This window comes from Roseateles sp. P4_D2, from assembly GCF_056401875.1.
Genome location: NZ_JBFUIM010000005.1, coordinates 306,926 through 318,880, shown reverse-complemented (window position 1 = coordinate 318,880; position 11,955 = coordinate 306,926). Strand labels below are relative to the sequence as shown.

The following is an 11,955-nucleotide window of genomic DNA, read 5'->3' as shown; positions in this document are numbered from 1 at the left end:
CTCGCGGCCGGCCAGCGCCTGACCCTGCACCTGAGCGGCCGCCAGGCCGGCCTGCGCGCGCTGTCGCGCCAGTTAAAGACGCAGCTGCCGCTCCAGCGCGTCCAGCTCCTCGGCCAGCCCGAGGCGGCGCCGGAAGTCCCGGCCGGCCTTGCCGTACCAGTACTCGGCGTCCTCCAGGTCGCCCTCCTGCACATGCACCAGGGCATGCAGCCAGGCGGCCTCGGGCGAATCGTGGCGCTGCACCTCGTCGTGCGCCTGCACCCATTGGCCGGCGCGCAGCAGCGCCAGCACGTCGAGCAAGGGCTGGTTCATTCGGTCTCCTCGTGCGCAGCCACAGGGGCGGCGTTCAGTTCACGGTCCCAGGGCTCGCCTGCGAAGCGTGCCGCCAGGAAGTCCACCAGCAGCCGCAGCGCCAGCGGCTGGTGCTGGCGCGACAGGTAGATGGCATGGATGCCCAGCACCTCGGGCTGGTGGTCGGGCAGCAGGGGCAGCAGCCGGCCGGCGCGCAGATCATCGCCCAGGTAGTAGGTGGGCAGCATGCCGACGCCGGCCCCGGCCAGCACGGCGCGGCGCAGCACGGCGGTCTCGTTGGTGTGCAGGCTCCATTCCACCGGCACGGTGATCAGTTCGGCGCCGCGCATGAAGCGGTACTGCTTGCCGATGCCGAAGGCGTGGGCCACGCAGCGGTGCTGGCGCAACTCGTCGGCGGTGCGCGGCGTGCCGTGCTGCTGCAGATAGGCCGGCGAGGCGCACAGCACCGAGCGGCACACCGCCAGCGGGCGGGTGATCATGGCCGGGTCCAGCGTGTTGGTGATGCGCACGGCCAGGTCGACCCGCTCGGCCACCAGGTCGGCCGGCTTGTCGGCCACCGACAGCATCACTTCCACCTGGCGGTACTGGCGCTGGAAATCCACCACCGCGGCCGTCAGCTGCGCTTCGGCCAGCGAGCCCGGCGTCGTCACGCGCAGCAGGCCGGCCGGCTCGCGGCTGCGCTCGGCGGCCAGGTGCTGGGTCTCCAGCGCCAGGTCCAGCATCTGGCGGCAGGCGGGCAGCACGGCGCTGCCGGCATCCGTCAGGCTGACGCGGCGCGTCGTGCGGTGCAGCAGCCGCGCGCCGAACCAGTCCTCGGCCGCCGCCAGATAGCGGCTGACCATGGCGGTGGACATTTCCAGCTGATCGGCCGCCTGGGTCAGGCTGGCGCGGTCGGCCACCTCGACAAAGACGCGCATGGCGGTCAGGCGATCCATGTTCTCTTTCTCTGATTGCGACGAAAAACGAAATAAATAGTCAACCGAATCGGTCTTTATCAACCATACCGCAAAACCTAGAGTTCGCCCCACACCCCGCCGACACCTCGGCACGTCCCCCTGATCACCACCGGAGATGCTCATGTTCCCTCTCAGCCAACTCGCCCGCCGCCTGCTGCCCACCCTGGCCCTGGGCATGGTTGCCACGGGCAGCGCCCTGGCCCAGGCCCCGCTGGCCGTCAAGGTCTACAACGCCGACGGCAACAGTTTCCACGTCAACGCCGTCGTCATCAGCGGCAAGACCGAGGCCCTGGTCATCGACAGCGGCTTCACCCGTGCCGATGCGCTGCGCGTGGCCGCCAACGTGCTGGACAGCGGCAAGACGCTCAAGACCATCTTCATCAGCAACGCCGACCCGGACTACTACTTCGGTGCCGAGACACTCAAGACCGTCTTCCCCCAGGCCCGCGTGGTGACCACGCCCGCCGTGCGCGAGAAGATCCAGGCCAAGCTGGCCGGCAAGCTGGCTTTCTGGTCGCCCAAGATGGGCGCCAACGCGCCCCAGCAGCCGATCGTGCCCGAGGCCCTGCAGGGCACGACCCTGACCGTCGACGGTGAGACCATCGAGGTGCGCGGCACCACCGGCGCGCTGGCCCACCGGCCCTATGTGTGGATCCCGTCCATCAAGACCGTGGCCGGCAACATCGCCATCTTCGGCAACTTGCACGTCTGGACGGCCGACACCCAGAAGCCCGCCGAACGCCAGGCCTGGCTGGCCCAGCTTGACGAGATCGAGGCCCTTCAGCCCGTCACCGTCGTGCCCGGCCACATGGCCGCCGGCACCGCGCTCGACACCAGCGCCATCCGCTACACCCGTGACTACCTGCGCCGCTTCGACGCCGAGGCCGCCAAGGCCAAGACCGGCGCCGACCTCATCGCCGCCATGAAGCAGGCGTATCCCCAGGCCGGTCTGGGCATGGCCCTGGACATCGGCGCCAAGGTCAACAAGGGCGAAATGGCCTGGTGAGCACCATGACGAGCCCTGTCCTCCACTACATCTACGACCCCCTGTGCGGCTGGTGCTGGGGCGCCGCGCCCCTGGTGCGCGCGGCCCGCGGCCTGCTGCCGGTGCGCCTGCATGCCGGCGGCATGATGACCGGCCCGCAACGCCAGCCCGTCACGCCCGAGTTGCGCGCCTACGTGCTGGCGCATGACCAGCGCATCGCCCAAGCCACCGGCCAGCCCTTCGGCGACGCCTACCGCGACGGCCTGCTGTGCGACCCACAGGCGGTGTTCGACTCCGAGCCGCCCACCGCCGCCATCCTCGCCGCCGAAGCCCTTGCCGGCCGCGGCGCAGACCTGTTGGCCGAGCTGCAGGCCGCCCATTACGTGCAGGGCCGCCGCATTGCCGAGCCCGCCGTGCTGATCGAGCTGGCCGGCACCATCGGCCTGCCAAGGGCGGAATTCGCGACCGAGCTGGGCCGCCAGAGCCTGGGCCCGGTGCAGGCCCACATCGAGCAGACGCGCAGCTTCATGGCGCAGACGGGCGCGCGCGGATTCCCGAGCTTTGTGCTGGAGACCCAAGCCGGCCTCAGCCGCGTGGACGCCACGGCCTATCTGGGGCGGCCGCAGGACTTTGCATCCGCCTTGCAGGGCATGCTCGGCCAGGCGCCAGCGCAGCCCGGCGACGCAGCCGCGCTCTGCAGCATCGATGGCTGTGCCTCGTGAGCCGGAGGCAGGCGTGAAGAGCAATCTGCAAATCATCAGCGACCACTACGCCGCCTCGGCGCGCGGCGACGTCCTGGCCATGATGGCCGACATGGCTCCCGACGTGGCCTGGACGGAGATGGCCGGCTTCCCCTGCGCGGGCACCTGGATCGGCCCCGCGGCCGTCGTCAGCAACGTCTTCGCGGTGCTGGGCCGTGACTGGGACGACTATCGCTTCACGCTGGAGCAACTCATCGACGGCGGCGAGCAGCTGGTCGCCCTGGGCCACTACAGCGGCCGCCACCTCGCCACGGGCAAGGCCCTGCATGCGCGGGTGGCCCACGTGTGGCGGCTGAAGGCGGGGCGGGTGGTGGCCTTCGAGCAGTTCACCGACACCTTGCTGGTGGCCAGGGCGATGACGGCCTGAGCCACCGCCGCCGGCGTCACACCGGCGTGGCGGTGACCCGCAGCAGCGGCGCCTCGCGGCCGACCGGGTCGACCAGCACCAGCGCCAGCTGCAAGGCCGGCACCGGCGGCACGGCAGGCACGGCACGCTCGATGACGAGGTCCAGCGCACCGCTGTCCAGCGGCACCGCGGCAGCCTCGGGCGCCCAGTCGCCGTCATCCAGCTTCAGATGCACCTGCACCCTGAAGCCGCCCACCGCGCGTGGGTGGGCCACCGGGCCGCCGCGGATCGCCAGCGTCAGCCGCCACGTGCCGGCTGCGGCACCGGCGCCTACCGTTGCCGTCACGCTGCCGTCCGGCAACGCCGGGATATCCGCCGGCACGAACATGGCCATCGCGGGCGCGGACGCGCTGCTGAACGCGCCCGGCGCGTCCAGGCGCTGCGCCGGCTGCAGCGGCTCGACGGCGCCGGCGGGCAGCGGGATCTCGGCTACGCCGGGCGGCAGGCGGCGCTCGGGCGGCATGCGCAACTCGGCCCAGTAGTGGTAGCGCACATAGGCGCTCAAGCCCTCGGGCGTTGGCGAGTCGTCCACCTCGGCGACGAACTCCCCGCCGCCGCGCCGCAGCATGCCCCGGCCGATCTCGCGGGCGTAGAGCGCCTCGGGCACGCCGCCGCTGGCGCGCCGCAGCCGGTACTCGGGCGGCCGCGCGTCCGCGGCCGGTGGTTCGTCGAACAGGCCCGGCTCGGCGGCGCGCAGCGCCACCAGGTCCAGGCCCGGCGCGCGCACCGTGACGGTGGCCACGCCGCTGACCGGGTCGACGCGGGTCTCCACCCGCGGTGCGGGCGGGCGCCGGTCGCTGGGCACGGCCACCGGCAGCAGCGGACAGCTCTCGAATGCGGCCTCGTTGCCCTGGCTGCTGAGTGGCACGAAGCGCAGGAACTGCACGGTCTCCAGCGCCCGCGGCAGGCGCGTGTCGAACAGCACGCTGCCGTCGCCGCCGGGCGTCAGCGGCGTGTCGGTGAGCAGGCGGAAACGGTCGCGCAGCCCCAGGCCTGCCAGGCCCCGCTGCGCGCCATCGACGGCCACCTCGGCGCGGGTACGGGGCCGCTCGCCGTCCATCAGCGCGATCTCCAGGCCGCGCGCATCCGCCAGGTAGGCGCGGTAGCGGGCGCCGGCCACGCCGGTGAAGCGCAGCCGGAACTCGACATCGGTCGCCGGCGCCGGCCGGCTGCTCCAGACGATGGCGATGCCCGTCTGCGGCACCGGCGGCGTGCGCGGGTCGTGGAGGGCGATGGTCGCTGCCACGGTGGGGCCGGGCGTGCCCTCGTCGTCCTCGAAATGCGCCGTCGCGGTGACGGCGCGGCTCTCCATCGGCAGCAGCGCCGGCAGCTCGAAATCGAAGTGCAGCACGCCGCCGTCCTGCGGCGCCGCGGCGGCCTGCAGCGCGCCATCAAGGTCGATCACGACGCGCGACAAGGGCCGCGAGCCGGCCGTCATCTCGTGCAGCGCGGGCACCACCACCGACCAGCGCACGCTGCCGGCCACGGCCGCCGCGTCGCCAGCCGCCCGCCCGACCAGTTGCAGGTGTGAGCGCAGCACCGGCTGCGGCATGGGCGGCCGCGGCGGCGTCGGCACGACGACCTCGGTCGCCGCGCCGAAGCGGCCGAACACGTCGGCCAGGGCCACGCGGTAGCTCCAGGGCGCGTTGCCGGCGTCGATGTTGGCATCCGACACGATGCCGAAGACGCCGTCGTGCAGCTTGTCGGCATTGCCCAGCATGCGCGGGGCGGCGCGCTCGGCGGGGTCGGCATCGGGCGTGGCGGGGGTCAGGTCCACCATGTCATGGCGCGTGCGCCAGCCGTCGGCCTCGAGCCGGCCCAGCGCCACCAGCGTGGCCAGCGCCGGCGTGGCGATGCGCAGCTGCTGGCGGAACCGAATGCTCGGCCCCTCGTCCTCGCGCTGCCAGCCGGCATCGCCCAGCAGCACCTCGGGTGCGGCTGGCAGGTCGGGCGGCGGCGCGGCCAAGGCGGTGGCCACGAAGGCACGCAGCGTCAGCCCATGGCGCTGCACGGCCAGTTCGGCCGGGCCGCGCAGCCCAGGTTGCAGTTGCATCAGCCGCTCGATCAGTTCCAGTTCCGTCGCGTCGGCGTCTGGCAGCTCGAAGCGCATGGCCGGGCCGACGGCAAACAAGCCCGCCGCCAGCCAGCCGCGCGCGCCGGGTGGCTGGAACGGGTTGTCAGGCACGAGCAGGTTGTCCAGCAGCGTGGCGGTGCCCAGGTACCGCCCTGCGCCAGGGTCCAGCGCCTTCATCAGCAGGCTGCCCTGCACCCACTCGGTGGCGCGCTGCCACGGCCGGCGCTTGCCGTTGAGAGCCACGGCAGCCTCCCAGAGATGGGTGCGCTGCACCAGCGACGGCGGCTTCTCCGCGTCGCCCACCAGGCGTTGGGTGTCGTCGTCCAGGTCGGCCTGCAAGGCGGCCACGCGCGCGCGTTCGGCCGACGCAGGCAGGGCATCGAACGGACCGTCGGGCCGGTCAGTCCGGGTCCAGCGCTCCGGTGCGCCGCGCTCGGCGCGCGCGAGCGCTACCGCGGTGCCTTCGCCGCCGGCATACCAGGGCTGGTCGCCCTCGATGGGCAGCGACAGGCTGGCGAAGGGCTGCTGGCCGAGCAGCGCCTCGATCGCCCGCCCGGCCGAGATCCCCCAGCCTTGCAGCGTGACCCGACCGCGGCCGCGCAGGCGCAGGCCGGTGATCTGCGGCGCGGCCACCAGCCAGCGCGGCGAAGACCGAGCCGCCACGACACGGTCGCCGCTGCGGCCCAGCAGGGCCAGCTCGCCGCTGCCCTGGAAGCGCGCCTCGATGCCGGCCACGCGGGCGTCGCTGGGCGCCTCGAGCTGGCGGCGGCCGATGAGCTGGCCGCCCCCGACGTCGAGGTTCAGCGCGGGCAGCAGCCGGCCGTCGCGGGCGAACCAGTCCATGGCCGGCGCATCGGTCGCGGACGCCTCCACCGGCCACACCAGAAAGGGCGCCAGTGGAAAGCCGAGGGCCGCCGACGGGAACAGGCGCAGATGCGTGCCCTTGGGCAGGTCGGGGTCGGGGGCGACGATGCCGGCCGCCGCCGCGTGGGCCGAGAAATAGCGAGGGTCAACGAGCCAGCTGTTCATGCGGCCTCCTGGGCAAAACTGGGCTGCAGCGGAACTTCAAGCAGCCCCTGCAACGGCTTGGGTGGCAGGCCGATGGGCTGGTCGGTGCAATGCAGGCGCAGCCTGGGCATGACCCACGCGAAGCCGATGCCGCGCCGCGTGCGCCGCGGCACGAAGGGCGCGGACGCGGCGAACAGCAGCCGCGAACCGCTGCGGTCACGCAGCCGCACGTTGAAGTTGGCGCTGTTGGCGCCGCTCACGAGTTGCAGGTCGGTCACATCGAAACGGCCGTCTCGGTGCACCGGTTCGGGCGATTCGATCAGCGCGCCGGCACACAGCCAAGGTGTTCCCGCGGCCACCGGCGGCAGCCACAGCAGGCTGATGCGCGGCTCGGCGGCGGCGGGCCAGCCGTCCATCCCGAGGCTGTCGAGGAAGGCATCGAAGGCGGCGTCGTCACCCTTGCTGACCTGCGCGGCCAACACCGTGCCGGGCTGCAGCGCCACGTCGCCCTGCGGGTGACCAGCCAGGCCACTGATCGGGAAGTGCAGGCCCGCCAGCATCTCGGTGCCGGTGGCCCAGCGCGAGGTGCGAAAGCTCACGCCGGGCAGCCGCCCGTCCGCCACGCCTTCCCGCTTTGACTTGGCCAGCGCGAACACCTCGTACCAGGTGTCGCGCGTGAGCGTCACGTCCACGCGCAGCTCGGCCACGTTGGGCGCCAGTCCGCAGGTCGAGGCGAGATAGGCATTGGCGATGAGGGCGGCGCTGCCGGCCAATTGTGTGGTGCTGGTGACCCAGGCGAGCTTGGGCACGAGCAGCTGGTCGGGCTCCACCTCCTCGGGCTGGTCGAGCCGGCGCAGGCCGCACAGCAGCTCGTACTTGTAGGCGGCGGCCAGCAGCGCCACGTGGCCCGGTGCGAAGCGCATGCGCACGGGGTCGTGGGCAAACCGGTGCAGTTCGCTCTGCGCGGGCTCATAGCCCAGCAGGTAGCGCTGGAGCATGGCCGGGTCAAAGAAATCGCGCTTGCGGTGAATCAGGTCGAGATAGGCATGCGTGCTGGGTGCCGGCTTGCCGCCCGCCCCGAGCAGCGGCGCGGTGCGAAACCAGTAGCTGCGCACGCTGTCGGTCGTGCCATCGGCGGCTTGTGGCACCAGCACCTGCTTTTGGCCCTTGTCATCCACCTCGTACAGCGTGCCGGACCAGCGCATGCGCACATCGATGCGGTACAGCCGCCCGGGGTCGAGCACGGCGCGGCGCGTTGTCGATGGCTTTGCGTCGGCCTTGGGCGGTCCGTCGTCGGCAGCCTTTTTCTGCTTGGCCGCTTCGGCAGCCGTGGCGGCATTGCGCGCCGCAGCGGCAGCGGCGGCCGACAGCGTGATGCCGCCCAGCGCCAGCAAGCCCAGCCGCGTCCCTGCGACGCAGCTCGCCTCAATGAGCTTGACGGCGCCGTCGGCGGGCGGCAGCCAGCGCACGGCCAGCCAGCCGTCGCCCAGATCCGCTTGCAGATCGGGTGCCCAGCGGCGCGCCAGGTCGTCGACGACGACAAAGGGCCGCGCCCCGGCGGCATTGGCCTGCCAGTCGGTGGCGCGCACCACCAGCCACAGGCGCGGCTGCGTCAGCGCCTCGTCGGGCACGATGCGCAGGTCGTGCCGCGGCTGCACGCGCTGGAAGGCGAAGTCGATGCGCGGCGTGAACTGCACGGCGCCGGGGTCGAGCCAGGCGTTGAACTGCCGCCCGTCCAGCGACTGCGGCGCGAACGGCCACACGCGCGGGCCGGTGTAGCCCATGTGCAGGGGCAGCAGGTTCGCCGCGGTCTTGTCGAGCACGACGGGGGCTAGCGCGGGCTGCGTCAGCAAAAGCTCCACGCGCGCCCGCACCTGGCTTTGCAGCGGGTCGGCGCTGTGCGGGTCGGGCGGCAACCGGAAACCACTGCCTTCGCGCGCGGCCGAGCCGCCCAGCGCCCAGCCGAAATGTGCATCCGCCCGCAGATGACAGATGTCGGCGAGCTCCTGCAGCGGCTTTCCCGCCACGCCTGCGCCCGCGTCGCCCACCGCATGCATCCACGGGTCGCGAAAGGGCGTCAGCAATAGCAGCTCGGCCGGCTGCGGCTGGCCGCCGGCATTGCCATGCTTGCCTCCGTGCCAGGCACTGCTGAAGGGCCCGGCGACCACCACGTCGGCCTCGGTGGCGTCGATCAGCGCCACGTCCAGCAGCTCCCAGTCGTAGCTGAGCAGATCGCTGCCGAGGGGCTTGGCACGCAAGCCCTCGGGGTAGCCGCCGGCATCGGGGAATTGCGCCGAGGCGAACGACAGCTTGGGCGCGGTGCTGAAGGCCAGCAGCGGGATGCTGTCGGGCCACACCGCACTCTCGGACGTCGCATCCTCGGGCTTGGTGGCCAGCGGCGCCAGGCGGTGGTATTGGTCGTCCACCAGCGAATGCCCGTGGCCATCCAGCGGGTGCTCGGGCTCGGGCACCTTGTCCTTGGGCGACGGGCTGCCGTACTCCAGCGTCACGCACTTGCGGATCTCGTCGAAGAACAGGTCGATGCTGCCGCACAGCTCGGCCTTCACGTGTGGGTCGGAACCGTCCACCAGCACGACGTTGATGGTCGCGTCGATGCCCACCGAGAAGATGCCGATGTGCAGCCCGCCGCCGATGGTGCCCGCGCCGACGAAGCTCATCGGGTGCGTCGCCACCAGGATGTCGGCCCGCGCGAACACGTCCGCCCAGACCACGGGCTTGAAGCCATAGACGATGTCAAAGCCGACGCCGAAGGCAAGGACGAAGCTGCCCGGGGCGGCGCAGAAGGTGCCGCCGCGCGGCCAGTTGTTGATGCCGTTGCCGCGGATCATCAAATAGGCGTCGGAGCTCTGGCCCACGATGTCGGGCAGGAAGATGGAGCGCACCGGGCCGCGCTCACGGCTTTCGGCGGGGTAACCGTCGGCGCCCAGATGGATGAACCAGTCCGCTGATTCCGTCGGGAAATGCGCGCCCACGGGCACCGTGGTGGTGACGATGTGCGGGATCTTGTACTCGCCCTCGACGGCGATGGTGACGCCGTCGGCCGGGTCCACCAGGATGACGCCCTTGGCCTGCAGCAGCGACAGGTCGTTGCCGCCGCGTGCGATCTTCATGCGCGGGCCCATGTAGCGGCCTTCGACCGAGCCGCGCACGATGATGTCCGGTGTGGTCACGAACAGGCCGGCACGGGCGCTGAAGGTAAAGCCCATGTCCGGCGCCGTGCCGATCACGGCCTCCAGGCCGAAGCTGAAGGCGCCCGTTTCCTCCACGAACATGCCCGCTTCGCGGTAGTCCCAGTCCAGCGCCGCCTGCACCGGGTCATCGCCCGGCGGCACCGGCTTGGGCTTGGCGTTGATCGCGAACATGCCGCCCACGCCGTAGATCGCCAGGCCCGAGTTGGCCAATGGCAGCGGGCCAGGCAGGTCCACGCCCAGCGCCAGCTTGAGCATCTCGCCTTCGGTCTCGATCTCGGCGCTCGCGCCCAGCTTGCCCAGAGGCATGATGCTGGCTTCCATCGCGGCGCGGAAGCCATTGGGCGTCAGCATCACCGCGCCGCTGCCGGTGATCATGGGCTGCAGCGCGATCGACGCTTCCAGCCCGCGCAGCTCGCCGCTGAGCTTGCCGTTCTCGTCGAGCGTGCCGCGGATGGTGCAACCGCTGACCTTCACCGGCCCCAGGTCGAGCTTGAAGCGCAGGTCCACTTCGATCCACATCGAGCCGCGGCCCGAGCGTGTGCCCAGCACGTCGAAGAGCGAGCCCGGCCCCTGCACCAGCCAGCCGCCGGGGTCCTCCACCTCCATCGAGCTGCGGGCGTAGTCGAGATGGAATTTCTCCAGCCCGGGCTTGTCGGGGAAGATGCTCAGCACCACCTCGCGCACCCGCACGCGCAGCGGCTGGTTGGGCTGCATCTGCACCGACAGCACACCCACGTCGATGCCCGTGACGGTGGCCGCCACCGAATAGTCGAGCTTCAACCGCACCGCGTCGCCGCCCGGCAGCTTGGCACCGCTGCTGATCAGCTCCGCGCCGTGCAGCACCAGCTCGCCGTGCTCCAGGAAGCTCGACAGCCCCGTGGCCGCCACCAGCAGCGTCTGCAGCACCACGCCGCTGTTGTCGCCGCCGGGCGGCGGTGGCTGCTGGGCAATCAGCGCGGTGGCCAGCGTGGCCGCGGTGACGGCGATCTTGGCGCCCAGGCCGCCGGGCGTGCTGTCGATCTTCAGCAGCCCGTCCGGCCCCTGGCTTTCCAGCGCCAGGCTCATTTCAGACGCGGGCGCCGCGCCGGCCGATCCCGGCTTGCGCGCATAGCGCAGCCGCGCCAGCACCGGCGTGCCGGCCGCAAACGTCAGCGCGTGGCCGAAGTTCTCGGTGCGGCCATTCAGTGGCAGCTCCATCACCGCCTCGACCAACGTGGGCACGAAGCCGTCCAGCCCCGTCGCCGTCGGGTCGCGGCATTCGATGCGCACGGCAATGGCCGGCCGGTCGCCGTCGGCCGGCACCTGGGCATTCACGATGAGGTCGATGCCCGGCGTGGGCGGCAGGCCGAGCTGCAGCCAGGCGTCCACCGCATGGCCGCCGAGGAAAGGCACGCCCTGGGGCAGGAAGAAGCGCGCGCGGTTGACGGCAATGCCCTGCCAGGCGGGCGCGTCCGCAGGCGTGGCGAGCGCGACGCCATCGACCACCACGCCGTCCGCCGGCCCGGCCTCGCTGGAAAAGTCCAGCACGATGCCGTGCGTGAACTCGAACCCGAAGCCAGTGCCACCGAGCAGCACCGTGGGCGGCTGCACCTGCAGCACGACGACGTCATCCGGCGCCTCGCGGTTGGGCGACAAACTCAGCTTGACGCTGCCACCGGCCTGCCCCTGCAGCACCAGGAACAGGCCCTGGCCGACGAGCTGCACCGGCGGGTTGCCCGGGGCGGCCGTCAGCGACTGGCCGTCTGCCGCCAGCGTGGCTGCCACCAGGCCATGCGATGCCACCGAGCGCGCCAGGTTGAATAGCGGCCGCTGCGCGCCTTCCTCGAGCGACACCGCCAGCCGGAAGCCCGTGCGCGCGCCAGGCGCGCCGTCGAAGGACAGGAAATAGTCGCGTTCGGGAACCGCTTCAGGCGGCGGCACCAGGTGCAGGTTGAACACACCCAACGCCTGCTCGTCCGCGGCCAGCAACATCCTGCCTTTTTCGGTCTGATCGGACAGCACCGTGGTGGAGACGATCTGCAGCGTGGACAGCAGTGCGTCCACCGGCACGCTGGTGATGAGCTCGGCCAGCAGCTTTTCGTCGGACAGATGTTGTCTGGTGCTCTTCATACGTCCCTGCCTCGCCTTGCTGCGGCCCATGCATGCGCCGGCCTAGGCGGCGGACTGTTGGACGTGGGGCGAGCGGGCGCCATCCCGCAGAACACAGGGCGGGAGCGGGCAGTTGGGCGGCCCTCCATGGCC

The 11,955-nt window shown here is 71.8% G+C and carries 7 protein-coding genes; 3 read left to right on the top strand and 4 right to left on the bottom strand.

Annotation, left to right across the window (positions count from 1 at the left end; translation table 11 throughout):
* Positions 1 to 72: 72 nt before the first annotated feature.
* Both AC1DW0_RS11485 and AC1DW0_RS11480 read right to left on the bottom strand, forming a co-directional pair.
* Positions 73 to 312, bottom strand: coding sequence for a hypothetical protein (locus AC1DW0_RS11485; RefSeq protein ID WP_477945923.1), 240 nt, complete (start codon positions 310 to 312; stop codon positions 73 to 75).
* Complete coding sequence (locus AC1DW0_RS11480; RefSeq protein ID WP_477945921.1) at positions 309 to 1,247, bottom strand: LysR family transcriptional regulator; 939 nt, start codon at positions 1,245 to 1,247, stop codon at positions 309 to 311. Before AC1DW0_RS11480 ends, AC1DW0_RS11485 begins: the two co-directional genes overlap by 4 nt.
* A 142-nt stretch (positions 1,248 to 1,389) precedes the next feature.
* Between AC1DW0_RS11480 and AC1DW0_RS11475 the strand changes: the two genes are divergently transcribed.
* From AC1DW0_RS11475 to AC1DW0_RS11465, 3 genes are read left to right on the top strand one after another with little or no spacing between them, the layout of a single operon-like run.
* Positions 1,390 to 2,274 (top strand): MBL fold metallo-hydrolase, encoded by an 885-nt coding sequence (locus AC1DW0_RS11475; RefSeq protein ID WP_457353000.1) that lies wholly within the window; start codon positions 1,390 to 1,392, stop codon positions 2,272 to 2,274.
* 5 nt (positions 2,275 to 2,279) lie between these two features.
* Entirely contained in the window at positions 2,280 to 2,975 is a 696-nt protein-coding gene (locus AC1DW0_RS11470; RefSeq protein WP_477945918.1) for a DsbA family protein, read from the top strand.
* A gap of 13 nt (positions 2,976 to 2,988) precedes the next feature.
* Positions 2,989 to 3,381, top strand: a complete 393-nt coding sequence (locus tag AC1DW0_RS11465; RefSeq protein WP_477945916.1) for a nuclear transport factor 2 family protein — start codon at positions 2,989 to 2,991, stop codon at positions 3,379 to 3,381.
* Positions 3,382 to 3,397: 16 nt separating this feature from the next.
* On the opposite strand, the gene AC1DW0_RS11460 is transcribed toward AC1DW0_RS11465, so the two are convergent.
* Positions 3,398 to 6,523 carry a hypothetical protein gene (locus tag AC1DW0_RS11460; protein WP_477945915.1) on the bottom strand — a complete coding sequence of 1,042 codons (3,126 nt, stop codon included), beginning with the start codon at positions 6,521 to 6,523 and terminating at the stop codon, positions 3,398 to 3,400.
* Positions 6,520 to 11,823, bottom strand: coding sequence for a hypothetical protein (locus AC1DW0_RS11455; protein ID WP_477945913.1), 5,304 nt, complete (start codon positions 11,821 to 11,823; stop codon positions 6,520 to 6,522). Before AC1DW0_RS11455 ends, AC1DW0_RS11460 begins: the two co-directional genes overlap by 4 nt.
* Positions 11,824 to 11,955 lie beyond the last annotated feature (132 nt).